The sequence below is a fragment of the Idiomarina aquatica genome, from assembly GCF_003987185.1.
GTDB classification, from domain to species: Bacteria; Pseudomonadota; Gammaproteobacteria; order Enterobacterales; family Alteromonadaceae; genus Idiomarina; species Idiomarina aquatica.
Map to the genome: position 1 here is coordinate 13,341 of NZ_PIPS01000002.1, position 23,536 is coordinate 36,876.

At 50.6% G+C, this 23,536-nt stretch carries 22 protein-coding genes and 1 tRNA gene; 16 read left to right on the top strand and 7 right to left on the bottom strand.

The annotated features are described in order from the left end of the window. The first annotated feature begins 14 nt into the window (after positions 1 to 14). The 4 genes from CWE23_RS06955 (at position 15) to CWE23_RS06970 (ending at position 3,452) form a co-directional block, all read left to right on the top strand. Positions 15 to 91, top strand: a tRNA-Arg gene (locus CWE23_RS06955). Positions 92 to 219: 128 nt separating this feature from the next. After that, entirely contained in the window at positions 220 to 468 is a 249-nt protein-coding gene (locus CWE23_RS06960) for an oxaloacetate decarboxylase subunit gamma (RefSeq protein ID WP_105306813.1), read from the top strand. Between the two features lie 59 nt (positions 469 to 527). Continuing rightward, positions 528 to 2,321: a sodium-extruding oxaloacetate decarboxylase subunit alpha gene (gene oadA, locus CWE23_RS06965; RefSeq protein ID WP_126819876.1), complete on the top strand. Its 1,794-nt coding sequence runs from the start codon at positions 528 to 530 to the stop codon at positions 2,319 to 2,321. A 3-nt stretch (positions 2,322 to 2,324) separates the two neighbouring features. Next, complete coding sequence (locus CWE23_RS06970) at positions 2,325 to 3,452, top strand: sodium ion-translocating decarboxylase subunit beta (protein WP_105306811.1); 1,128 nt, start codon at positions 2,325 to 2,327, stop codon at positions 3,450 to 3,452. Between the two features lie 16 nt (positions 3,453 to 3,468). On the opposite strand, the gene CWE23_RS13845 is transcribed toward CWE23_RS06970, so the two are convergent. Continuing rightward, a complete protein-coding gene (locus tag CWE23_RS13845; RefSeq protein WP_187346262.1) occupies positions 3,469 to 3,642 on the bottom strand; it encodes a hypothetical protein in 174 nt (57 codons plus the stop codon). A 7-nt stretch (positions 3,643 to 3,649) separates the two neighbouring features. Further along, entirely contained in the window at positions 3,650 to 6,250 is a 2,601-nt protein-coding gene (locus CWE23_RS06975; RefSeq protein ID WP_105306810.1) for a response regulator, read from the bottom strand. Positions 6,251 to 6,410: 160 nt separating this feature from the next. Between CWE23_RS06975 and gshA the strand changes: the two genes are divergently transcribed. Further along, on the top strand, positions 6,411 to 8,030 hold the full coding sequence (gshA, locus tag CWE23_RS06980; RefSeq protein WP_105306809.1) for a glutamate--cysteine ligase: 1,620 nt from the start codon (positions 6,411 to 6,413) through the stop codon (positions 8,028 to 8,030). 112 nt (positions 8,031 to 8,142) lie between these two features. Further along, positions 8,143 to 8,778: a transglycosylase SLT domain-containing protein gene (locus tag CWE23_RS06985; RefSeq protein WP_105306808.1), complete on the top strand. Its 636-nt coding sequence runs from the start codon at positions 8,143 to 8,145 to the stop codon at positions 8,776 to 8,778. On the opposite strand, the gene CWE23_RS06990 is transcribed toward CWE23_RS06985, so the two are convergent. Both CWE23_RS06990 and CWE23_RS06995 read right to left on the bottom strand, forming a co-directional pair. Next, positions 8,775 to 10,073 carry an HlyC/CorC family transporter gene (locus CWE23_RS06990; RefSeq protein ID WP_105306807.1) on the bottom strand — a complete coding sequence of 433 codons (1,299 nt, stop codon included), beginning with the start codon at positions 10,071 to 10,073 and terminating at the stop codon, positions 8,775 to 8,777. The genes CWE23_RS06985 and CWE23_RS06990 overlap by 4 nt on opposite strands. Before the next feature lie 11 nt (positions 10,074 to 10,084). Further along, positions 10,085 to 10,879, bottom strand: coding sequence for a cytochrome C assembly family protein (locus CWE23_RS06995; RefSeq protein WP_105306806.1), 795 nt, complete (start codon positions 10,877 to 10,879; stop codon positions 10,085 to 10,087). 170 nt (positions 10,880 to 11,049) lie between these two features. On the opposite strand from CWE23_RS06995, the gene ffh reads away from it, so the two are divergent. The 7 genes from ffh (at position 11,050) to tyrA (ending at position 16,469) form a co-directional block, all read left to right on the top strand. After that, the gene (gene ffh / locus CWE23_RS07000) at positions 11,050 to 12,414 is read left to right on the top strand and encodes a signal recognition particle protein (protein WP_105306805.1); all 1,365 of its coding nucleotides are present in this window, start codon (positions 11,050 to 11,052) and stop codon (positions 12,412 to 12,414) included. A gap of 118 nt (positions 12,415 to 12,532) precedes the next feature. Next, positions 12,533 to 12,781: a 30S ribosomal protein S16 gene (rpsP, locus tag CWE23_RS07005; RefSeq protein ID WP_105306804.1), complete on the top strand. Its 249-nt coding sequence runs from the start codon at positions 12,533 to 12,535 to the stop codon at positions 12,779 to 12,781. 35 nt (positions 12,782 to 12,816) lie between these two features. Beyond that, entirely contained in the window at positions 12,817 to 13,356 is a 540-nt protein-coding gene (gene rimM / locus CWE23_RS07010) for a ribosome maturation factor RimM (RefSeq protein ID WP_105306803.1), read from the top strand. An 11-nt stretch (positions 13,357 to 13,367) separates the two neighbouring features. Further along, positions 13,368 to 14,114 carry a tRNA (guanosine(37)-N1)-methyltransferase TrmD gene (trmD, locus tag CWE23_RS07015; RefSeq protein ID WP_126819877.1) on the top strand — a complete coding sequence of 249 codons (747 nt, stop codon included), beginning with the start codon at positions 13,368 to 13,370 and terminating at the stop codon, positions 14,112 to 14,114. A 31-nt stretch (positions 14,115 to 14,145) separates the two neighbouring features. Continuing rightward, positions 14,146 to 14,511, top strand: a complete 366-nt coding sequence (rplS, locus tag CWE23_RS07020) for a 50S ribosomal protein L19 (protein ID WP_105306801.1) — start codon at positions 14,146 to 14,148, stop codon at positions 14,509 to 14,511. Between the two features lie 157 nt (positions 14,512 to 14,668). Then, positions 14,669 to 15,262, top strand: a complete 594-nt coding sequence (locus CWE23_RS07025; RefSeq protein WP_126819878.1) for a DNA-J related domain-containing protein — start codon at positions 14,669 to 14,671, stop codon at positions 15,260 to 15,262. A 46-nt stretch (positions 15,263 to 15,308) separates the two neighbouring features. Then, on the top strand, positions 15,309 to 16,469 hold the full coding sequence (tyrA, locus tag CWE23_RS07030) for a bifunctional chorismate mutase/prephenate dehydrogenase (RefSeq protein ID WP_126819879.1): 1,161 nt from the start codon (positions 15,309 to 15,311) through the stop codon (positions 16,467 to 16,469). Positions 16,470 to 16,487: 18 nt separating this feature from the next. On the opposite strand, the gene CWE23_RS07035 is transcribed toward tyrA, so the two are convergent. Then, positions 16,488 to 16,862: a response regulator gene (locus CWE23_RS07035; RefSeq protein ID WP_241970572.1), complete on the bottom strand. Its 375-nt coding sequence runs from the start codon at positions 16,860 to 16,862 to the stop codon at positions 16,488 to 16,490. Between the two features lie 75 nt (positions 16,863 to 16,937). Between CWE23_RS07035 and CWE23_RS07040 the strand changes: the two genes are divergently transcribed. Then, positions 16,938 to 17,585: a cytochrome b/b6 domain-containing protein gene (locus CWE23_RS07040; RefSeq protein WP_105306798.1), complete on the top strand. Its 648-nt coding sequence runs from the start codon at positions 16,938 to 16,940 to the stop codon at positions 17,583 to 17,585. On the opposite strand, the gene CWE23_RS07045 is transcribed toward CWE23_RS07040, so the two are convergent. After that, positions 17,582 to 18,052 carry a c-type cytochrome gene (locus CWE23_RS07045; RefSeq protein ID WP_105306797.1) on the bottom strand — a complete coding sequence of 157 codons (471 nt, stop codon included), beginning with the start codon at positions 18,050 to 18,052 and terminating at the stop codon, positions 17,582 to 17,584. The two genes, CWE23_RS07040 and CWE23_RS07045, sit on opposite strands and share 4 nt — an antisense overlap. 151 nt (positions 18,053 to 18,203) lie before the next feature. Here CWE23_RS07045 and CWE23_RS07050 point away from each other — a divergent pair, with 151 nt between their 5' ends. Next, a complete protein-coding gene (locus CWE23_RS07050; protein WP_126819880.1) occupies positions 18,204 to 21,284 on the top strand; it encodes an amidohydrolase family protein in 3,081 nt (1,026 codons plus the stop codon). Then, positions 21,284 to 22,585 (top strand): amidohydrolase family protein, encoded by a 1,302-nt coding sequence (locus CWE23_RS07055; protein WP_126819881.1) that lies wholly within the window; start codon positions 21,284 to 21,286, stop codon positions 22,583 to 22,585. Before CWE23_RS07050 ends, CWE23_RS07055 begins: the two co-directional genes overlap by 1 nt. 65 nt (positions 22,586 to 22,650) lie before the next feature. Here the strand turns inward: CWE23_RS07055 and CWE23_RS07060 are convergent, their stop codons facing one another. Then, on the bottom strand, positions 22,651 to 23,445 hold the full coding sequence (locus tag CWE23_RS07060) for a response regulator (protein WP_126819882.1): 795 nt from the start codon (positions 23,443 to 23,445) through the stop codon (positions 22,651 to 22,653). Between the last annotated feature and the right edge of the window lie 91 nt (positions 23,446 to 23,536).

The following is a 23,536-nucleotide window of genomic DNA, read 5'->3' on the forward strand; positions in this document are numbered from 1 at the left end:
CACACCCCGATGATGCGCTCGTAGCTCAACTGGATAGAGTACCTGGCTACGAACCAGGCGGTTGGAGGTTCGAGTCCTCCCGAGCGCGCCATTTCTTAGTTTTTCCCCAATATTTTATCTCTTTATACCGGTTATATATCTCTTTATCTGCTTGCTAAGCCTGCTACCATAGTCTTTAATCTTTTTATAACATTTTAGGCTACCAAAGCAGGAGTGAACGTGACTGAGTTATTTGTCAACGCTGCAGAAATCATGCTGGTTGGTATGGGCGCCGTGCTGGCGTTTCTGTTACTACTGATCGTTGTTATGGCATTGATGGGGCGGCTAATTCCGCATCCTGAACCTGTGCCGCAGCGCACGCCATCTTCGGCTCCAGATTCCTCTCACTCAGATGGCAATCCATCACCTGGTGTTGTTGCCGCCATCAGTGTGGCGGTAAATCGTTATCGCAAAACTCACCGTAACTAATACTCACCGTAAATAATCATGGTCAGCCAAACCGCATAAAAAAATAAGGAGAGTTCCGCATGAGTAACCCACTTAAGCTCACGGAGTTAGTGCTTCGTGACGCGCATCAATCGTTGCTTGCAACGCGTATGCGCATCGACGATATGTTACCGATTGCCGAAAAACTGGATAAAGTCGGTTATTGGTCAATGGAATCCTGGGGGGGCGCAACCTTTGACGCCTGTATTCGCTATCTTGGTGAAGACCCCTGGGAGCGCATCCGTGAATTAAAAAAGGCCATGCCCAATACGCCACAGCAGATGCTGTTACGCGGTCAGAACTTGCTTGGTTACCGGCACTACGCTGACGATGTGGTTAAGCGCTTTGTTGAACGGGCGAAAGATAATGGCGTTGACGTATTCCGTATTTTTGATGCGATGAATGACGTGCGCAATTTAAAAACCGCAATTAAAGCGGCAAAGGACGTTGATGGACACGCGCAGGGGACAATGTCTTACACGGTGAGCCCCGTACATACCTTAGAGAAATGGGTAGAAATGGCGCAGGAACTGGAAGACCTGGGTTGCGATTCCTTGTGTATTAAAGACATGGCCGGTTTATTGCGGCCTAATGATGCGTTCGAGCTGGTTTCGGCGCTGAAAAAGAACACCAGCCTGCCGATTGCGATGCAGTGCCACGCTACCACCGGTTTAAGTGTTGCGACGTATCAGAAGTCCATTGACGCCGGCATTGACATGCTGGATACCGCCATCTCATCCATGAGTATGACTTACGGCCATTCGCCAACAGAAACACTGGTTGCTATGACGGAAAACACGGATCGTGATACCGGTCTGGACTTGCCGTTGCTGGAAGAAATTGCGAGCTATTTTCGCGATGTGCGTAAAAAGTACGCGCAGTTTGAAGGCTCACTGAAAGGCGTTGATGCGCGCATTCTGCTGGCACAGGTGCCCGGCGGTATGCTGACCAATATGGAAAACCAGTTGAAAGAACAGGGTGCCATCGAAAAATTTGATCAGGTGCTGGAAGAAATTCCTAAAGTTCGCGAGGATTTAGGTTTTATTCCTCTGGTGACGCCAACTTCTCAAATTGTCGGTACTCAAGCGGTACTGAACGTTTTGAGTGGTGAGCGTTATGCCAATATTTCGAAGGAAACCGCGGCGGTATTAAAAGGTGAATACGGTGCTACAGCCGCACCGGTTAACGAAGATCTGCAAAAACGCGTTTTAGACGGTGCTGAGCCGATCACGCAGCGGCCTGCCGACTTGTTGGATAACGAGTTGGATAAGCTCACAGACGAGCTAAAAGAAAAAGCCAAAAATGAAGACATTCGTCTGGCTGACGCTGTGGTTGATGACGTGCTGACCTATGCACTATTCCCTCAAATCGGGCTTAAATTTCTTAAGAACCGTGATAATCCGGACGCTTTTGAGCCGGCACCACAAGCGCAGTCTGAAAGTCCTGCCAAATCAACGTCGAAACCAGCAACTAGCAGCGGCTCGGCTGAGCCGGAAGCGTATGATGTCGATGTCGACGGTCAACGCTATCGAGTCCGGATTGGTCCGGCTGGTGAATTAGAAGAGGTTGCAGCGGCGCCGAAGTCGTCCACGGATAAGGGTGGTGATTCATCGAGTACGGGTGGCGAAACCATCAAAGCGCCATTAGCCGGTAATGTTTTCAAAGTGGTTGCCAAAGAAGGGCAAGCGGTAGCGGCCGGTGATGTGGTGATCGTGATGGAAGCGATGAAGATGGAAACGGATATTAAGGCTGAGACCGGCGGCACCGTTAAGTCGCTGCATGTTAAAGAAGGCGACGCCGTTTCTGTGGGTGATGAGCTGGTAACCTTGGGTTAAATTATGGATAAATTATTAACCTTGTGGCAGACCACTGGTATTGCGGCGATGACCATAGGCCAGGCCTCAATGATCATCGTTGGCGGTATCTTGCTGTATCTTGCCATCGCGAAGAAGTTTGAGCCGTTGTTGTTATTGCCGATCGGCTTTGGTGCTATTCTCGCCAATATCCCGCTGGGCGGCTTTAATGAACCCGGTGGGGTGCTTTATTACGTTTATAACGTGGGTATCGATACCGGTATGTTCCCGCTGCTGATTTTTATGGGTGTGGGCGCGCTAACGGATTTCGGCCCGTTGTTGGCCAACCCCAAAATGATGCTGCTTGGCGGTGCCGCCCAGTTTGGCATTTTCGCAACATTATTCGGCGCGATCGGTCTGAACGTGATTCCGGGCATCGAATTCACGCTGGCTGATGCGGCGGCGATATCCATTATCGGTGGTGCGGACGGGCCGACCGCTATCTTTTTGGCATCGCGACTGGCTCCTGATTTATTGGGTGCGATAGCCGTGGCCGCCTATTCGTATATGGCGCTGGTCCCGATTATTCAGCCACCCATTATGCGGCTGCTGACGAACAAGGAAGAGCGGCAGATAAAAATGGAGCAGCTACGCCCGGTAGGTCGTCGTGAAAAGCTGTTTTTCCCATTAGCCGTGATTCTGTTAACGCTGTTGTTCCTGCCCAGTGCGACGCCATTAGTCGGGATGTTCTGTCTGGGTAACCTCATGCGCGAATCGGGTGTGGTGGAACGCTTAACAAAAACCACGCAGAACGAGCTGATCAATATCGTCACCATTTTTCTGGGGCTTGCGGTCGGTTCAAAGCTGCAGGCGGAGCAATTCCTAAGTTTTACCACCTTGGGTATTCTGGTATTAGGTGCGGTCGCCTTCGCCATTGGTACAGCGAGCGGTATCCTAATGGCAAAACTGATGGGTAAATTCAGTAAAAGCCCGATTAACCCGTTGATCGGTGCGGCTGGTGTATCGGCGGTACCGATGGCGGCCCGGGTTGTCAATAAAGTGGGTTTGGATGCGAATCAGAGTAACTTTTTATTGATGCATGCAATGGGACCGAATGTCGCCGGGGTGCTTGGCTCTGCGGTGGCTGCCGGTGTGTTGCTGGCGCTTGTCTAATGGAACGGGTGACGGGTTAGCGACCCGTCACCCACATCATCAACGTGTAAAATAACGCGATCACTGTACTGAAAATCGCGATGTAAGCGAACCCCTTCAATCCTTGTTTAATGGTCCAGCCGTTAAGTTTTAGGTAGATGAGCCACGCTAAGCTCAACACCAACGGGATCAGAAAAATAAAACGAATCATAACGCTCCTAAGCTTGATGGTTCTGGATAGCGTCCAGATCACTTGCGGCCAGATAGGCATGCTGCAAACGTTTTTCAAGCACCGTGATTTGATCAGCAACTTTGTCAATATCGCCGTCTGCCATGTATTTTTCAAGTTCACTGGCTTTGTTTTGCAGCGCATCAAGGCCTAAATTACCGGCCGCTCCTTTCAGAGAATGAAAATAGCGTCGGGCGCTTTCGTGCTGTCCGCGGGTGATAAAGTCAGATACCTTCATGGCGCTGTTTTGGTACTGCTCATAAAGCTGACCAACCAACTTAATGTACAGTTCAACATTATTGCCAAGCCGCGCCAACGCCCCGTCGAAATCAATCCCCTTGGTTTGCGGATAACGCAATTTAGGATGTTTATCCGGCTGCTGTTCGGTGGTTGCCGCTGAGGTATCGCTGTCTTCGCCATCGTAGTCGCCGGGAACACACCATTTGACCATCGCTTTCAGCAGTTGTGCCTCATCGATAGGTTTGGCGATGTGTCCTTGCATGCCCGCCGCCAGTGACCGTTCTTCATCACCACTCATGGCGTTCGCGGTCATCGCCAGAATGGGTAACTGCTGGTAGTTGTAATGGGCACGGATCTGTTTGGCGGCGGTAAGCCCATCCATGACCGGCATTTGAATGTCCATCAGTACCAGCGCATAACGTTTGCGTTCTATGGCCTCGATGGCAGCCTGGCCATGCTCTGCAATATCCACCCGGAACTGGTGCGACTGCAGCAATTCACGGGCAACCTGCTGGTTTATTTCGTTGTCTTCGACCACCAGGATGGGGGCATGACGAATACTATCGGGTATTTTCGCATGGTTATTGCTGTCATTGATGGCAGGCTGCGCCGACGGGAACAGTGTTGAACTTAAACTGCGGCCCAGGCTGGCTGCGGTGTAGGGTTTTGACAAAATGTCATCGACGCCGGCCTGGCGCGCTTTTTCGTTCAATTCTTCGACATAGTAGCCGGTGGCAAGCACCAGCGCCGGACGTTGCTCGCCACTGTAGTGCTGGCTGATACGGCGACAGAATTCAAGTCCGTCCATACCCGGCAGGCGCCAGTCGACTAAAATCAAATCAAAGGGGTGTTCGTCGGCAACCGAACTCTGATAGATTTCTAACGCTTGCTCAGCGGTGCGACAGACTTTTACATCCACCCGATAACTGCGCAGCATTTCCTGAATCATTTCACGGGTGCTGAGATTGTCGTCAATCGCCAATACCCGCACACCTTCAAGTTTCTGCATCAAATACTGATGGTGCGAATTATCCTGCTCGTCTTGTAATGGCAGTGTCAATTCAATGTAGAAGGTAGAACCCTGGCCAACGCCGCTGGTGACCCCGATGTCACCGCCCATCAGGTAAATTAACCGCCGCGAAATGGCCAAACCCAGGCCGGTTCCTCCGTATTTGCGTGTGGTTGAGGTGTCTGCCTGAGTAAAGGCCTGGAACAGGTTGGCCCGCTGTTCTTCGTCCATGCCAATGCCGGTGTCGCTGACCGAAATACGTAACCACACTTGCGCATCGGACTTTTCCAACAAGGTAACGGCGACGTTAATCTCGCCATCGTCGGTAAACTTGATGGCATTACTGACCAGATTGACCAATACCTGATTCAAACGCAGAGGATCGCCAAGTAACCGCGTTGGAATATTGGCCGGCAAGTTAATGATGAACTCGAGATCTTTATCGTAAGCTTTGTAGGCAAACATATCGGCAAGTGAGGTCAGGACATCCTGTAAATCGAACGGAATGCGCTCGATGGTGAGTTTGCCGGCGTCAATTTTAGAGAAGTCGAGAATGTCATTGATGACCCCCAGCAACGCCTGCGATGAGGAATCAATGACCTTTAAATAGCGTTTTTGCTTCTGATTCAACTCGGTTTTAAGGCATAGGTTAGCCATACCGACAATGGCGTTGATCGGGGTTCGAATTTCATGACTCATATTGGCCAGAAACTCACCTTTCGCCTGATTTGCCTGCTCCGCCGTTTCCTTCGCTTTTTCCATTTGTTCGGCGACCGATTTGATGCTGGAAATGTCATAGTAGCTGCCCAGAATGCCAATGACGTTGCGGTCTTCGTCGTATAAAGGCACGCTCGAGTGTTCGACCCAGCGTTGGCCACTGGTCAGTGTCAATTCGATTTCATCGTTACAGGATGCGTGCTGATTCTTAAGTGTTTGTTGATCCCGCTGGCGCAAAATTTCGTTGTTAGCGAGGATATTGATGTCACGATCGTCTTTACCACTGAGTTGATCTTCGGCAATGCCAATGTCCTGACAAAAGGCATGGTTGCCACCCAGCAACTTAAGATCCCGATCACGCCAGTAAACGCGCGTCGGCAAGTCATTGAATACCTGCTCGAACAGGTGCAGTGAATTGGACGATAAAAACGGCTGTTGTAACGGTGACGTTAGCGATGTGCGGTGCGTCCAGAGCCACACACTGCAGGCCAGTATGAGACTGATGATAACCGTTACCAGTAGCGCACTGGCGTTCCATGGGGCGGGTAACACCAGGTACAAAACCAGGCTGATGGATTGCAGCGCGATAAAGGCGATTTGCAGAAACGTCCAAATAGAAGTCATGATTGCCAGTGGGTGATGTCAATGTGTCAAGTAGTTTGCCATGAGCGGCGAAAAACACCAAGTTGTTGCGGACGATAGCGCCGCCAAACATAGACGTTAAGGTAAATTCCCAGTAAGCTTTGGGGCTAGCCAGAATGAAACGGTTCGATGGAGTTGTATTTTGCAGAATTCACTAGCAGATCGCGTAAAGGATTTGAATCAAGCGCAGCAGGGTAAGGCCTGGTCGGGTATTCACCGCGGTATCGAGCGCGAAGCGCTGCGCATCATGAAAGACGGAACTTTAGCTACGACGGATCATCCGGCCGAACTGGGTAAAACGTTGACGCACCCAACCATCACGACCGACTACTCGGAAAACTTGCTTGAATTTATTACCCCCGTTGCCAGTCGCATTAGTGACACCCTGGCGCAACTGCGTGACATTCATCGGGTTACCTATCAGGCGCTGGGTGACGAGCTGCTGTGGCCAATGAGTATGCCCTGTTATCTTGGTTCTGATGATGATATTCGTATTGCTAACTACGGTGATTCGCATTCCGGGCGCATGAAAAGCCTGTATCGGCGGGGGTTGACCCATCGCTATGGCGCGACCATGCAGATCATTTCCGGTGTGCATTATAATTTTTCTGTATCGGAAGCAATGTGGGAGCAGTTGGCGCAGCAACAGCAACGTCCTGATGATAAAGCGTTCCGTTCTGAAAAATACTTTGCGTTAATACGTAATTTCAAACGCATTGCCTGGGTGATTCCCTATCTGTTCGGCGCGTCACCGGCATTTTGTCAGTCGTTTTTCCAGCAGACCGGTACCGAGCAAAAAGACACCGACTGGAACTTCCAGCGCCTTGGTAAAGGTACTGCTTATTTGCCTTATGCCACATCTCTGCGCATGAGTGATCTGGGTTACACCAATAAAGAGCAGGCCAGCCTGGGCATTACTTATAATTCGCTGGATGAGTACGTCGCCGGATTGCGTAAAGCCATTACGACACCGTCAAAGCAATTCGCCCGAATCGGCGTAAAAGTGAACGGTGAATACCATCAACTGAACGATAATATTCTGCAAATTGAAAATGAATTTTACTCGCCGATACGGCCAAAACGTACCGCGCAGTCCGGTGAAACACCGAGCCAGGCATTAGAGCGTGGTGGTGTGGAATACATCGAGGTACGGGCGCTTGATGTGAACCCTTTCAGTGGCATTGGCATTACGGAACAACAAATTCACTTTTTAGATCTGCTGTTAATGTATTGCCTGTTGACTGACAGCCCAGAAATGTCATGGGAAGAACAGCAACAATACGATAAGAACTTTGCCAAGGTTGTGCTTGAAGGGCGCAACCCCAGTCTGGAATTATGGCAGGCGGGCCAGCAACGGTTGATGGCTGACTGGCTGGAAGAGTTGTTTGCTGACTTTACGTTGATTGCACGCTCACTGGACGAGTTCTCAGATAATCCGGGTCAGTATCAAAGCCACTTAAACGAGTTGTATCAGTGTGTGCTAAACCCGGAGTTGACGTTGTCCGGTCGGGTATTAACGATTTTGAAAGAAAATCATTGGGACTTCAGCACGCTGGGGATGGATCTTGCGCACAAATATCAGCACGAGTTCCGCAGTACCGAGTTGGAATATTATCAGCCGCAGGACTTTCTGCGCTGGAAACAAGAGTCGGAAACGGCGTTTGTGGCACGTAAAGAACACGACAATGTCGTTGATTTTGACGCTTTCTTAAGCAATTATTTTAAAGAAGCCGCTAAACCGGGTGGTTTAGCCAAATCATGAGCACAAAAAAACGCGGTCACCCAAGGTGGCCGCGTCAAAAAATACATTCAGGGGATGAACACAACATCGCTGCTCATTAACTCAGAGTCTTGTGCGTAACAGAAGTTCAACAATGAACCAAAAAAAATTAAAAAAAATCCAGCAACTCTCTCTTATCGTTGTTGCAACAGCGGCCATCAGCGGCTGTGCGACGGCACCGCCAGCATCGCCCGATAATATTTGCCATATCTTTGAAGAGAAGGAAGACTGGTACCACGCCGCAGCAGACGTCCGCGATAAGTGGGGGGTACCCATTCACGTGCCAATGGCAATGATGTACCAGGAAAGCTCGTTTAAACACGATGCGTTGCCGCCACGTGACTACCTGTTAGGTTTTATTCCCTGGGGCCGGGTAAGCAGTGCGTACGGCTATTCTCAGGCGAAAACCATGACCTGGGAAGACTATCAACGAGAAACCGGAAATGGCTGGGCCAGCCGCAGTGATTTCGAGGACGCCATTGATTTTATGGGTTGGTTTATTACCAAGACCTACACCATTAACGGGGTGTCAAAATGGGACGCCTATGGCCAGTACTTAAATTATCATGAAGGCTGGGGTGGCTATCAACGTAAAAGCTATTTGCAGAAGCCTTGGCTGGTGCGCACATCGAAGATCGTGAAGCAGCGTTCTCTGCGCTACGCAGCGCAGCTGAAAACCTGTGAAGAAGATTTTCAGCATGGCTGGTTGTGGAATCTGTTTTTCGGTTAGTCGTCGTTATGCTCGTTAGTGGGTTTGTAGTAATTCGGTAGTACCCGTACTTGTTTGATCATGGTGTCACCCACTTCGATCAATTCTACTGGGTAGCCGCCCAGGCGCAGGCTCATGCGCGCAGACGGAATATCGCCAAATTGTTCGATGATCAAGCCACTGAGGGTTTTAGGGCCATCGGTGGGAAAGTGCCAGTCCATTTCTTTATTCAATTCGCGCAAGTTGGCGCTACCCTCGACCAAATAACTGCCGTCGGGCTGAACCGTGACGGTCTCGCTCGGCGGCGGCGCCATTGAGGTGGTGAAATCACCGACAATTTCTTCGAGAATGTCTTCCAGCGTGACCAACCCCTGAATATCGCCGTACTCATCGACCACCAGACCAATACGCTCTTTGCGACGCTGAAATTTGAGCAACTGCACGTTAAGCGGGGTTCCCTCTGGGATAAAATAGATGTCGCGAACGGCACGCACCAGCGATGACTTATCGGTCTGAAAATGATTTTTACTCATCAAACGCATGATGTCGCGCGCGTGCAAAAAGCCAATTGCATCATCGATATCGTTGCGATAGAGCAGCACCCTGGTGTGTTGTGCGTGTTCAATTTGCTTGGTGATTTTTGACCAATCGTCGTTGATATCGATACCAACGATCTCATTACGCGGGATCATGACGTCCTCGACCGTCACCTTTTCTAAATCAAGAATACTGGTCAGCATTTCCTGGTGCGAGGTCGGTATCAAGTTGCCGGCCTCGTTGACGACGGTGCGCAACTCATCCGAGCTTAACGCATCACCAACATGGGCGCGTTTGGGGTCAATGCCAAGCAAGCGCATGAACGAGTTGGTGATAAAGTTTACGCTGGTGACAACAGGGTAGAGCAGTGTCAGCAACGGCCGTAAGATCAGCGAGCTTGGAAACGCAACCCGCTCGGGGTGCAGAGCGGCAATAGTTTTTGGGGTGACTTCCGCAAAGATTAATACCACTAGAGTCAAGACGAAAGGTGCCAACAGCAGGCCTAAATCCCCAAGCCAGCGCATGAACAAAATGGTGGCAATCGAGGAGGCGGCAATATTAACCAGGTTGTTACCGATCAAAATCAAGCCGATCAAGCGATCGGGCCGATCCAATAAGTATTGTACGCGGGTAGCTGCTTTGTGCTGGTGTTGTACCAGATGCCGTAACCGGTAACGGTTGATGGACATCATACCGGTTTCAGAACCGGAAAAATAAGCCGATAAAGCAATTAAAATAACCAAACTAACGAGTAACGTACTCGTCGATATCTCGTCCAAGATTACTGTCCTCAGGTCAATATAATATCTTTAACAAAACGACTGCCAAAGTAGCCTAACGTCAGCAGGGAACTGCCGACTAAAGTCAGGATTACCATCACTTTACCACGGGCACCACTGACACGGTGCATGACATTTGCCACGACATAAACGATGGCGGCGGCGATGCTGAGAAAGGTTTTGTGGGCGACGTTTTGAGCGAACATGTTATCTAAAAAGGCAAAGCCGGATAACAGCGCTAAAATGAGTAAGATAGTGCCACTGAACAGCAAGCGGAAAAAATAACGCTCAATGGTCATCAGTGGCGGTAATTTATGGAACAACGTCGGGTTGCGCCGTTGTTTTAACGTGTAACTGACGTAAGCGGCCTGAATCGCATACAGAGTAGCCAGGGCGAGTACGCCATAAGCAACCAGTGACAACACAATATGAACCAACAGACCGGCGTTCATATTAATGTAACTGCCCCATTGCGCCGGCGCTAAGGCCAGCAACAAACACGTGAGTGCGGCAAATAAATAAACAACCGGTTTCAGTAACAGACTACCGGAGTGATGGCTGCGCAAGAGCGCAAACAAGGCCACCAACCAGGACACACTGGCTAAACTGGAGGCAATGTTGATATGGTGAAAGTTATCTGCCGAAAATTCATTAAAAACCAGCAACGCGTGGCTAATGATAGCAACCAGCGCCGGAATAATATGAAATCCGGAATGCAGTTCGCGGTTTTGCAATAAGTTTCGCAAAATCACAACAGCGCTGATGACATATCCAGCGATGGCTAACAGCAACAGAATGGTGAGCATCACGGGCTCGCAATCCTCAATTGAAACGATGATTTACACCGAGTATACGATCATGATGGTACAAACCCAAGCATCTGAGGGCGAAAGTTACTTGCAAATCAGATATACTAGCCCCATCTAACAAGGCAATTCGTCAGCAAACGCGACAAGTAACGGAAGAGATCGCCCTTATGTTTGAGAATTTAAGCGAACGACTGTCACAATCGCTCCGTAATATCGGCGGCCGCGGTCGGTTAACGGATGACAATATAAAAGACACTTTGCGCGAAGTTCGTATGGCTTTACTGGAAGCCGACGTTGCTTTGCCGGTGGTCAAAGAATTTATTGGTAAAGTCAAAGAACGCGCCGTTGGCACCGAGGTAAATAAAAGCCTTACCCCAGGGCAGGTCTTTGTCAAAATCGTGCAAAGCGAGTTGGAAGCGGCCATGGGCGAAGCCAACGTTCCGCTCAGCTTGAATACCCAGCCGCCGGCCGTGATTTTGATGGCGGGCTTGCAAGGTGCCGGTAAAACCACCAGTGTCGGCAAACTGGCGAAGTTCCTAAAAGAACGGGAAAAGAAAAAGGTCATGGTGGTCAGTGCCGACGTTTATCGGCCGGCCGCGATTAAACAGTTGGAGACGCTGGCAGAGCAAACCGGCGTTGAGTTTTTCCCGTCCAGTACCGACCAGAAGCCGGAAGATATTGCTAAGGCCGCGATTGCGCAGGCGAAAAAACAGTTCATCGATGTGGTGCTGGTGGATACCGCCGGTCGTCTTACCATTGATGAAGATATGATGCAGGAAATCCAACAACTGCACGCCAGCATCAAGCCGATCGAAACCTTATTCGTGGTTGACTCGATGACCGGTCAGGATGCGGCTAATACCGCGAAAGCCTTTAACGACGCCTTGCCACTGACCGGTGTTATCCTCACCAAAACCGATGGCGATGCGCGCGGCGGTGCGGCACTGTCGATTCGCCACATCACCGGCAAACCGATCAAATTCCTGGGTGTCGGTGAGAAGAACGACGCGCTGGAGCCTTTCCACCCGGATCGGGTAGCGTCGCGTATTCTCGGCATGGGTGACGTGTTGTCACTGGTGGAAGAAGTCGAGCGCAAGGTCGACCGCGAGAAAGCCGAGAAAGTGGCGCGCAAGGTCATGAAAAAAGGCCAGTTTTCGCTGGAAGACTTCCGCGATCAACTGGCGCAAATGCGTGACATGGGCGGCATGATGGGGTTGATGGATAAATTGCCCGGTATGGGTAAGATGACCGACCAAATCAAGGGGCAGATGGACGATAAGGTCACCATCCGCATGGAAGCCATCATCAACTCGATGACGCCGCAGGAGCGCGCGCACCCGGACGTCATCAAAGGCTCTCGTAAGCGTCGTATTGCCGCTGGTTCAGGCACTCAAGTGCAGGACGTCAATAAATTGCTGAAGCAATTCCAGCAAATGCAAAAGATGATGAAAAAGATGAAAGGCGGCGGCATGCAAAAAATGTTGCGCGGCATGGGCGGGAAACTGCCGCCGGGAATGTTCCCAGGACGCTAATTAACTTGCATTTGAAGAAAAAATCAGTAGAATTGCCGAGCCTTCCGACCGTGTCGGAGGGCTTTGCTGTTTTTAACAGATACGTTTTACATTTACACAATTGAAATCGAGGAACGCAATGGTAACCATTCGTTTACAACGCAGCGGCGCTAAAAAACGCCCCTTCTACCAAATGGTAGTTGCTGACAGTCGCAATGCCCGCGACGGTCGCTTTATCGAAAATGTAGGTTTCTTCAACCCGGTAGCTCGTGGTCAGGAAGAAAAACTTCGCATCGACTTAGACCGTGTTGAACACTGGGTAGGTCAAGGCGCATCGTTATCCGATCGCGTTGCGAAATTAGTAAAAGATGCTCGCGCTGCGGCGTAAGCATAAGACTTATTCAGTCATAGGGTCGTCGGCATATGGCACAATCAGATAACGTCGTCATCGGTTGCATCGGTGCGGTTTATGGCGTGAAAGGCTGGTTGAAGATTCAGTCATACACCGAAAACCCGGAAGATATTTTTAGTTATAGCCCTTGGTACCTGCAGAGTTCTGCAGCACGCCAACAAAGCGAACAGGCTGTGACTGTCGTCGAATGGCGTCGTCACAATAAAGGTTTGATTGCGCTCATCGATGGTATTAATGACCGCGATGAAGCAAGTCGCTTGACCGGCATGGAAATCAGCATTGCAGCTGATGAGTTACCAGCGTTAGCCGAAGATGAGTTTTACTGGCGTGACCTGATTGGTATGCGAGTGAAAAACAAACAAGGCTACGACATGGGGGTGGTTGAACAGATTATGCCAACACCAGCGAACGATGTGCTGGTTGTGAGTGCCAACTCGAACGATGCGTTTGGGAAGTCTGAGCGACTGATTCCGTTTGTGCAAAGCCAGTACATACTGGCCGTGGACAACGATAATCAGCTCATTCAGGTGGACTGGCCAGCAGACTTTTAGCGGACTTGCCGATGCAAGTAGGCGTTATCAGTTTGTTTCCCGAAATGTTTGCCGCGATCACCGAGCACGGTGTTACGCGTCGGGCGATTCAGGATGGCTTGCTGAGTATCGAGGTGTGGAACCCACGTGATTTCACGCAGGACAAACATCGTACGGTTGATGATCGACCTTATGGTGGCGGACCTGGCATGTTAATGATGGTGCAACCTCTAGTGGACGCCATTAATGCCGCGAAGCAACGTCTGGGTGAAGAAACACCGGTTATTTATCTATCGCCCCAGGGGCAAAAACTGGATCATCAAGGGGTAACACAGTTAGCCCAACATGATCGAATGATTTTAATTGCTGGTCGCTATGAAGGTATCGACGAGCGAGTCATTCAGCAATATGTTGACGCTGAATGGTCAATTGGGGATTACGTGCTCAGCGGCGGTGAGTTACCAGCAATGGTACTGATTGATGCTGTAGCGAGGTTGGTTCCCGGCGTATTGGGACATCAAGATTCCGCAGCCGAAGATTCTTTTGCTGATGGCTTACTGGATTGTCCTCATTACACTCGCCCGGAGGTTTATAACGAGCAGCGGGTACCCTCAGTATTACTGAGCGGCGACCATGAAAAGATACGTCGTTGGCGTTTGCAGCAATCACTGGGTAAAACCTGGTTGCAACGTCGGGATTTAATGAATCGCCTAGCTCTGACTGACGAGCAGGAACAGTTGCTGAACGAATTTATCGCGCAGCACTCGTCCGAAAAATAGCGTACAGTTTACCTAGGATAGGAGAAATACCATGGCAAAAGTTAGCCAAAACATCATTAAGGCTCTTGAAGAAGAGCAAATGAAAAAAGATTTACCGGAATTCGCTCCAGGCGATACGGTCAGTGTAAATGTAAAAGTAAAAGAAGGTAACCGTGAGCGTCTTCAGGCATTTGAAGGTGTGGTTATCCGTGTTCGTAACCGTGGTTTGCACTCTGCATTTACGGTTCGTAAAGTATCAAGCGGTGAAGGCGTAGAACGTACGTTCCAAACGCACAGCCCGTTGATCGACAGCATCAATGTGAAGCGTCGCGGTGCAGTACGTCGCGCCAAGCTTTACTACCTACGCGAGCGTTCAGGCAAATCTGCACGTATCCGCGAAAAGCTGGCAACCAAGTAATTGGTGTCGCTTTGAAAAACCCGGCCTCGGCCGGGTTTTTTTATGCCTGTCATAGGCAAGCGCCGATTGCCGGCCATTCATGACCTGATAACCTTCAGCATGTTCAATGCAGCCCGCTCTGCTAGCGTGCTTTAGTGCTAAATGCTAAGCTGGCGCTATGGACGAAGATATCGCAATACTCACGGCGGCGTTGGCGGATTTACTGCAACAACAGTCGCAATGGACTGAACATCAGTTAATCGAAACCTTGCAAAAGCCGCCTTATGAGCTGCTGGAGGCAGGGGCTTTGCGCGATCCCTTGTCGTTATTTCAGACGCATTTTTTGATCTTTCATTGTCTTTATCGACTGCGGGCTGATTGGCGTGAACGTCAACAGGCGGATTTAACGATCAATACCTTAAAGATTGAAACCTTACCCTGGCAGGCAGGGGAAGCGGGGTTGCAACCACATGACCCGTTGGCGGACTATTATCTTGATCTTACGCAATTAACGGGTACGACCTGTGCTGACGTTGAAGCGTTATTGGATGACTTTTGGCGTAAAATGGGGGCGCATAAACCCAGCGCCGGGGCGCAAATGCCGTATGAGCAAGCGTGTGAAGTGATGGAGGTGGCACCGCCGCTGACAGCGCCGCAAGTCAAACGTCAGTACCGGCGCTTAATTCATAGACACCATCCGGATAAAGGCGGTAGTCTTGTTAAAATGCAGACCATTAAAAAGGCGTATCAGACACTGATGACGCAGTTGTAATTGAAAACATTGATTAACCCATACATAGGATAAGTGAGTAGTAACTATGTCCAGTAAAAGCGCCGATGCCGCGGCTACGCAGTTGAGCCAGCTGCGTGATGCCATTGATGCCGTCGATACCCAATTGGTCGACTTAATCGCACAACGTGCTGCGATCACTGCTCAGGTGGGGCAGGTAAAACGTCAGTTGAAACAACCCCTTTATGTCCCTGAGCGTGAGCATAGTTTGATTCGTGCTCGGCGCCAGTATGCCGAGCAAAAAGGCTTGGCAGCGGATTTGATAGAGGACGTATTGCGCCGCATCATTCGGGAGTCGTACCGCACTCAGACTATGCAGGCGACGCCAACCTCGACCGATTTGTCACGTCCGGTGGTGATTGTTGGTGGGCGTGGACGGTTGGGTCAGTTGCTGGCTAAGTTGTTTGGGCAGACCGGTTATCAGGTGACGGTGCTGGATAAGGGCGATCAGTGGACTGATGAATTGGCCGCGCAGGCGCAGTTGGTGATGCTGTCGGTGCCGGTGAATCAGACGGTTGGGGTGATTCGGCAACTGCCAGCGTTGGCCGCTGACTGTGTTTTGGCGGATGTGACCAGTGTTAAGTCCGAACCATTGCAGGCGATGCTGGAACAGCACAGTGGACCGGTGGTGGGATTACACCCAATGTTTGGCCCGTCGGTACAAAACTTGGCGAAACAGTTGGTGGTGGTGACGCCGGGGCGGTGCGCTGACGCTTGTCAGTGGTTGCTGGATCAGTTTGTTAACTGGGGGGCTCATATTGAAACCAGCGATGCGGGGCAACACGACGAGGCAATGGGTTGGGTTCAGGCTATGCGCCATTTGAGCACCTTTAGCTATGGTTTGCATATGGCTGAAGAAAATGCGGATATCGATGCTTTATTGCAGATGAGCTCGCCAATTTATCGCATGGAACTGATGATGGTCGGGCGCTTGTTTGCCCAAAACGCGGAGCTTTATGCCGATATCATTATGGCGAACAAGCAGCAGTTTCCAACCATTGGTCGCTATCTGGAGCGTTTTGGGGAAGCCTTAGGGTATTTAGAAAAGGGCGATAAAGCTCGCTTTATTGAACAGTTTGAGCAAGTAAAGGCGTATTTTGGCAACTACGCCAGTCAGTTTCTCGATGAAAGTGAGGGTATGGTGCAGTTGGCCGATGATCAGCGCTTTCGTCAACAACACGGTGGTTGACAAAGGCGCTGTGTGGCGCTAACGGCGGAATTGCTCAAGTAATTCCGCTAGGGCATCAGGTGCAACCGGCTTGTGTAAGGTGGCGTTCATGCCGGCATCTCGGCAGGCCTCCATTTCGGTGGCACTCTGGTGACTGGTGACGGCAATGACCGGGGTATCCGAAAACTCCGCTTGTTGCCGCAATGTCCGGCAAACGTCAGCGCCGGACATGTCAGGCATTTCGAAATCAAGAAAAATCAAATCCGGTTGTGACTCCAGCGCGGCCAGCGCCTGTTCCCCATTTTCAGCGGTAATGACGTCAATAGGATGCTGGCTCAACATCGCCTTAAAGACTTCCAGACTGATGAGATCATCGTCCGCAACCAGCACCGTCATGCGGTTAACTTCGTTCATAATACTACCGTTTTACTGATAATAGCTTTACCCTAGCATTGTCATAGCTTTTTGCCTAGAGAAAGGAGAGATACGATGGCTGTAAAGGCGCCCAGGATCAAGGTTTGGGACAGCTTTATCCGGTTTTATCATTGGCTGATGGTAGCGCTTGTCGGGGCACTGTGGTGGAGCGGTGAAAATGGCGAGATGGCATTGCACCAGGATTTCGCCATTGTATTAACCGCATTATTAATTGTGCGTATTGGCTGGGGATTTTTTGGCAGCAAAAACACTCGCTTTAGCTATTTTATCCGCTCGCCAATGAAAATTCCGCAACACGCGCAGGCATTATTGCAACGACGTTATCGCACCGGAGACACACATAATGCAGCCGGTGGGTGGTCGGTGATTGCATTATTGCTGATCCTGGCGATGCAAATTATCACCGGCATGTTCAGCAGCGATGGTATTTTGTTTTCGGGACCGTTAGCAGGGTACGCCAGTGGCGATTTGGTGGATTGGGCAACGGACTGGCATAAGGCGCAATTTAACGTGATTCTGGCGTTGGTGGCGCTGCATGTGTTAGCCGTTGTGATCTACCGAATCTTCGGTGTGCCATTGCTGGGGGCGATGTTCAGCGGCTATCGTAACAGCAAAGCCACCCAGCCCGAGTTAAAGCCGGGCTGGCAGGCAATGCTGCTGACGGTGGCGGTGTGGTTTATCCTTTATTTGCTGATCAATTAGTCCTTGTAATTGTCATGGCAGCCCTTGCAGTTCTTCGCGGCTGCCATAAACACTGGCTTGATGTCGTCCAGTGAGCCGCCGGCGGCTACTTCTGCCAACTTTTCGGCGTCAGCGGTAAAATCAACGGTGCGTTGTTTGAAGTCGTCCCAATTATCCCAGATTTCAGGCAGTGCATCGGTGTTGTCGCCTGGCATCGCGCCGTCTACTGAAAACCCGGCCCATGGGATATGGCTCAGACGGGCAAAGTCCTCGGCGCGTTGCTGAAAGATGGCGGCGTCAAATGCAACATCTCCTTTTACCATATCGCCCATAGCGGCAAAGTTATCGCGCATGATTGACAATGCGTTCTGGCGGTACTCGACGGCCGATTCTGCGTCGTTAAACGCATGTTTGTCGGCCATGGCGTTGCCGGCAATACCAAAGCTCAGTAACGCCGTGGTAACGGCTGTGATCGTCAGCTTGTTCATAGTCACTTCCTTCATCTTATTGTTTTAGGTGAAACTTAACGACAAATTTACACTTTCTGTCGGTTAACACTTGTTACTTTACAGCATTACGAATAATTTGGTCATTAGGGTTAATAAGTACATTTTTTATAACGAAAACGGGGAACCCATAATGAAAGCAAAGCATCAGTTAAGTGCTTTGGCGTTGGCGCTGAGCACAGCGTTCACGACCTCAGCAATAGCTGATCAGACTTCGCGCGTTAACGGTATGCGCGACAACACACCCAGTCTGATCGCTATTCAGAATGCCACCATAGTTACTGAACCAGGGCAACAGGTCAACAATGCCACTCTGGTCATTGAAAACGGAAAAATTGTTGCAGTACAACAGAATAACCGCGCGCCGGAAGGTGCCCGCATTGTTGATGCGACGGGTTATACTGTGTACCCCGGCTTTATCGATGCTTATGCCAATTATGGTGTGCCGTCGCCGGAAAAAGCGTCGCGTCCGGACAGTCCGATCTACAACAACGAACGAGAGGGCGGTAATGCGGCAAACGACGCTATTCATGCAGATGACTCCTGGTTTCGTGCGTTTAAAACGGACAGCGCGGCGAGCAAAAACTTTGTTGATGCCGGTTTTACCAGTGTGCAGTCGGCACGTTTAGACGGCATTTTCCAGGGTCGCGCGGTTACGGTTTCACTGGCGGATAAAATCGCCAATGACGTGATTTATAAAGCAGAAACACGACACTTTGGCTCCTTTGATAAAGGCTCCTCACAACAGCAATACCCAAGCTCGTTGATGGGCAGTATCGCGTTGGTTCGGCAGACCCTGTCAGACGCTAACTGGTATGAGCAAGCCTATGGTAAACAAGCCGGTAAAGGCCCGGTGGAGTTTAATGCCGCGCTCGATTCGCTGGCGTCGATTGAAGACACCGGGATTGTTTTTAAAGTTGAAGACGAAAAGTCCCTGCTGCGGGCTGACGCGGTGTTTGACCAATTTAATGTACCAACGATCTACGTTGGCTCCGGTTACGAATATGCCCGTTTAGACGATGTTAAGAACGCCGGTAGTCCGTTGATTTTGCCGTTGAACTTCCCGGCAGCACCGGATGTTTCTGGTGTTGATGCGCATTTGGATGTTGATTTAGCCAAGCTTCGTCACTGGGAACGCGCGCCGGCTAACCCGGCAATGCTGGCTCAGGCCGACGTTGACTTTGCATTGACCATGCACGGTCTGGATAAAGCCGATCAGTTCTGGCCAAACGTCCGTAAAGCGGTCAAACACGGTTTGTCAAAACAGGATGCTCTGGCAGCACTGACAACCATTCCGGCGAAAATTGCCGGTGTCAGCGACAAAGTCGGTAAATTGGCAGCGGGCTATATGGCCGATTTTGTGATGGTAAAAGGTGACGTGTTTGACGACGGCGTCATTCAGTCGGTGTGGATGCAGGGTGAAGAAGTCGAATTGCTGCCGCGCCACGAGGTCGATTTCGCCGGCCAGTACAACATCGACTGGCAGGGTAACCAAGTGACGCTCGATATTACCGCGAAGCCGACGGCCAGTGGTGAATTTACATGGGGTGAAGACACCATCAAGTTACGCCATGTCAATGCGGCAGAGGACGTGATGGAATTCGTTGCTGATCTGCCACAGGCAACGCCGGCGGGAACCTGGCGCTTCAAACTTGAACCAAGCGCACAAAACCAGTTTCAGTTAACCGCCAAAGCGCCCGATGGTGCGGCACAACAACTGAGCGCCAGTTACAGTGCGAAACCACAGGATGCGGCGGAAGACACTGAACAAACAGTTCAATACGTAGGTGATTTAACCTTCCCGAATGTCGCTTATGGTGTTGACGGTCTGCCGGAGCGCCAGGATGTATTGATCCGTAACGTAACGGTCTGGACCGCAACCGAGGACGGCATTTTAGAAGATACGGACGTACTGGTGCGAAATGGTGAATTCGCCGATATCGGTAACAACTTGTCTGCGCCGCGCGGTGCCACAGTCATCGACGGTTCTGGCATGCACCTGACACCGGGTATTATTGACGAACATTCGCACATTGCGATTGACCGTGGTGTTAACGAAGGTTCTGAATCCATTACCTCAGAAGTACGCATTGGTGATGTTGTGAACCCCGATGACATTCATATTTATCGTTCGCTTGCCGGCGGTACCACCATGGCACAGCTACTGCACGGTTCCGCTAACCCTATTGGTGGGCAGGCACAAGTCATCAAGTTGCGTTGGGGTGCTAATGCTGACTTAATGAAATTTGACGCCGCGCCTGAGAGCATCAAGTTTGCGTTGGGGGAGAACGTTAAGCAAAGTAACTGGGGCGACGACATGACCGTTCGCTACCCACAAACACGCATGGGTGTAGAAACCATTATGCGTGATGGATTCCAGGCCGCCCTCGAGTATCAGCAGCAAAAACAAGCCTATGATCGCTTAAGTCGCGCTGAGAAACAAAAACAGGCGCCGCCGCGTCCGGACTACCGTCTGGAAACCTTGATCGAAATCCTCAACAGTGAGCGTTTTGTTCACGCCCACTCCTATGTCGCGTCAGAAATCCTGATGCTGATGGAAGTGGCGGAAGATTTTGGCTTTACGCTGGATACCTTCACTCACATTCTGGAAGGCTACAAAGTGGCAGACGAAATGGCTGCTCACGGTGCCGGCGGCTCGACCTTCGCGGATTGGTGGGCATACAAGTTTGAAGTCTATGATGCGATTCCACACAACGCCTGTCTGATGCATGACCGCGGTGTGTTGACCAGTATCAACTCAGACAGTAACGACCTGCAACGTCGTCTCAATACCGAAGCGGCGAAATCCGTGCGTTACTGCGGTATGGATCCACACGAAGCACTGAAGATGGTGACCATTAACCCGGCCAAACAACTGAAAGTTGATCAATACGTCGGTAGCATCGAAGAAGGCAAGCACGCTGACTTTGTGTTGTGGAATAACTATCCGCTGAGTGCTTATGCTCAAGCTCAGCAAACCTGGATTAATGGTCGTAAGTTCTTTGACCGTGAGCTGGATGCACAACGTCAGCAACGTGTACAAGCTGAGAAGAACGCGTTAATCCAGAAAGTATTGGCAGAGGGCGATCAAGCCTATATTGGTGCAGAAGACGTGTATAAAGCCGACCAGCCAACTTGGCATTGCGACACGGATCACGACGTATGGATGGATCATTTCTTAGCCGGTGCCCATAGCCATGGAGGTAAACACTAATGAAAACATTAACCAAAACTCTCGCTGCGGCAGCAATAGGTGCACTGGCTGCAACGTCGGCAACTCAGGCTCATGATCAGGTTCCGGGCGCTAAGCAGCAACAGCCAATTGTGTTGCAGGGCGGCACGTTGCATACGGTTACCCAAGGCACCTTAGTCGATACGGACCTGGTATTCAGTGACGGTAAAATTACCGCCATCGGCACCGATGTTGCCGTTCCTGACAATGCCGAGGTGGTTGATATCTCCGGGCAGCATGTTTATCCGGGCGTGATTGCCATGGATACAACCCTGGGCTTGAACGAAATCGAGGCGGTGCGAGCGACTCGCGACGCCCGTGAAGTGGGCGAAGTCACCCCGGAAGTGGCCGGGCATATTGCCTTTAATGCCGATTCCGAAGTGATCCCGACGGTACGCTACCACGGCATTACTCATGCACAGGTCGTGCCTGAGGGCTCGCTCATCAACGGTCAATCCTCGTTGATGCAGTTGGACGGCTGGAACTATCAGGATAGCCTGGTTGCGGCGGAAGTCGGTGTGCACGTTAGCTGGCCGCGGACCTACGTTGTTGATACCTGGTGGGAGCGTCGTTCTCCGGCTGAACAGCGGGAAGCCAATGCCAAGGCATTAAAACGCCTTAAGCGTGTGTTTGCGGATGCTAAAGCCTACTATGATGCCAAGCAAGCCGACCTTAATATGCTGGTCGATCAACGCTGGGAAGCGATGTTAGGGCTGTTTGACGGCTCCAAAAAACTGTTCGTTCACGCCGAAGATAAGCGCCAGATTGAACAGGCACTGGATTTGACACAGGAATACGGATTTGATCTCGTGTTAATGGGTGCGCGTGACGCATGGCGTATTGCCGAGCGGCTGGCTGAAACTCAGACCCCTGTGGTGTTTGGTTCACCGTTTGGGTTACCGGCCCGCGATGACGAAGGCTATGATCAGGCCTTTGCAACACCGGCCCGTTTAGCCGAAGCCGGCGTTAATTTCGCGATTTCTTATCCGGGTTACTGGGATGTTCGCAACTTACCGTTTGCCGCCGGTCAATCGGTTGCTTTTGGTCTGGATGTCGAACAGGCGTTAAAAGCCATCACGCTGAAACCAGCGGAATTCCTGGGTGTTGCTGATCAGTTGGGTTCACTGGAAGTGGGAAAAAATGCAACCTTCAGTGTATCAAAAGGGGATTTACTGGACCCTATGGGTCAGGATTTGACCCACTTGTTTATCAGCGGACGAGCGGTCGAACTTGAAAGCCGCCATACGGAGTTGTACGAAAAGTATCAGCAAAAACCAGAATAATGGCTGCTGCTGAAATAAAAAACCGCGCTGTTGGCAGCGCGGTTTTTTTGTACCTGAAGGCCTGCTTAATGACTGAGTAGTTTGCTCAGTATCTTGCGTAAGGTTTCGGGTTCAAAGGGTTTATCGGTCAGAGCATCAATACCGCTTTGCTTGACGTTTGCCAGTTGTGGCTCATTAGCACGAGCCGTCACCATCAACATGGGCGTGTGTGAATGCGCTGAGTGGTTACGAACGTATTGAGCCAGCTCACTACCATTAACTTCCGGCATATGAAAATCGGTAACGATCAAATCAAACTGTTGCTCTGACAGGATGTCGATAGCCTGTTGCCCGTTCTCGGCTTCGACGCAATGCTCAACCCCCATGTTTTCCAGCACCCGGCGTAACACATGGCGGGAAGTCGAGCTGTCATCAACCACCAATACCCGTAAATCCTCAATATCGTAAAGGTCGAGTTCAAGGTGTTCAGGTTCGAGTAAATCGACGGTGGCTTTAATTGCCTTTTGCAACTGTTCCGGCGTGAACGGCTTTGGTAGGATAGCAACAATACCGGATTGCTTAAATTGTTCCAGCTGATCGGCGCGGTGCTCGCTGGACACCAACATAAAATGCACGGTGTCGTGTAAATTGTTCTGATGAATGTGTTCAATTAATTCATGACCCGTGCCATCGGCAAAGTACATGGCACTGGTGACAATGTCGGGTTGCCAACTTTGAATCAACTGTTTGGCTTCGCTAATGCTGGCAGCGCCCCGAGTTTGGTCAAGGCCGGCTTGATTGAGATGCTGCGAGATCACTTTGCGTTGCACGTCGGATGGTTCTACCAACAAAATCCGAAGTTGGTCTAGCGCTACAGACATAGGTGGTTGCATTTGATTGGTGGTGCAAAAAGATTATGGGATTTAGCAGACAAACTCAATGAAAAAAATATATGCTAATAGAACAATCAAT

Coding starts and splice junctions, on each gene's coding strand:
- tyrA (WP_126819879.1), top strand. CDS start 15,309: ATGTCCAGTAAAAGCGCCGATGCCGCGGCTACGCAGTTGAGCCAGCTG.
- CWE23_RS13845 (WP_187346262.1), bottom strand. CDS start 3,642: ATGATTCGTTTTATTTTTCTGATCCCGTTGGTGTTGAGCTTAGCGTGG.
- CWE23_RS06995 (WP_105306806.1), bottom strand. CDS start 10,879: ATGCTCACCATTCTGTTGCTGTTAGCCATCGCTGGATATGTCATCAGC.
- rpsP (WP_105306804.1), top strand. CDS start 12,533: ATGGTAACCATTCGTTTACAACGCAGCGGCGCTAAAAAACGCCCCTTC.
- oadA (WP_126819876.1), top strand. CDS start 528: ATGAGTAACCCACTTAAGCTCACGGAGTTAGTGCTTCGTGACGCGCAT.
- ffh (WP_105306805.1), top strand. CDS start 11,050: ATGTTTGAGAATTTAAGCGAACGACTGTCACAATCGCTCCGTAATATC.
- CWE23_RS07050 (WP_126819880.1), top strand. CDS start 18,204: ATGAAAGCAAAGCATCAGTTAAGTGCTTTGGCGTTGGCGCTGAGCACA.
- CWE23_RS07045 (WP_105306797.1), bottom strand. CDS start 18,052: ATGAACAAGCTGACGATCACAGCCGTTACCACGGCGTTACTGAGCTTT.
- rimM (WP_105306803.1), top strand. CDS start 12,817: ATGGCACAATCAGATAACGTCGTCATCGGTTGCATCGGTGCGGTTTAT.
- CWE23_RS06970 (WP_105306811.1), top strand. CDS start 2,325: ATGGATAAATTATTAACCTTGTGGCAGACCACTGGTATTGCGGCGATG.
- CWE23_RS07025 (WP_126819878.1), top strand. CDS start 14,669: ATGGACGAAGATATCGCAATACTCACGGCGGCGTTGGCGGATTTACTG.
- trmD (WP_126819877.1), top strand. CDS start 13,368: ATGCAAGTAGGCGTTATCAGTTTGTTTCCCGAAATGTTTGCCGCGATC.
- CWE23_RS07040 (WP_105306798.1), top strand. CDS start 16,938: ATGGCTGTAAAGGCGCCCAGGATCAAGGTTTGGGACAGCTTTATCCGG.
- CWE23_RS07055 (WP_126819881.1), top strand. CDS start 21,284: ATGAAAACATTAACCAAAACTCTCGCTGCGGCAGCAATAGGTGCACTG.
- rplS (WP_105306801.1), top strand. CDS start 14,146: ATGGCAAAAGTTAGCCAAAACATCATTAAGGCTCTTGAAGAAGAGCAA.
- CWE23_RS07060 (WP_126819882.1), bottom strand. CDS start 23,445: ATGTCTGTAGCGCTAGACCAACTTCGGATTTTGTTGGTAGAACCATCC.
- CWE23_RS06985 (WP_105306808.1), top strand. CDS start 8,143: ATGAACCAAAAAAAATTAAAAAAAATCCAGCAACTCTCTCTTATCGTT.
- CWE23_RS07035 (WP_241970572.1), bottom strand. CDS start 16,862: ATGAACGAAGTTAACCGCATGACGGTGCTGGTTGCGGACGATGATCTC.
- CWE23_RS06975 (WP_105306810.1), bottom strand. CDS start 6,250: ATGACTTCTATTTGGACGTTTCTGCAAATCGCCTTTATCGCGCTGCAA.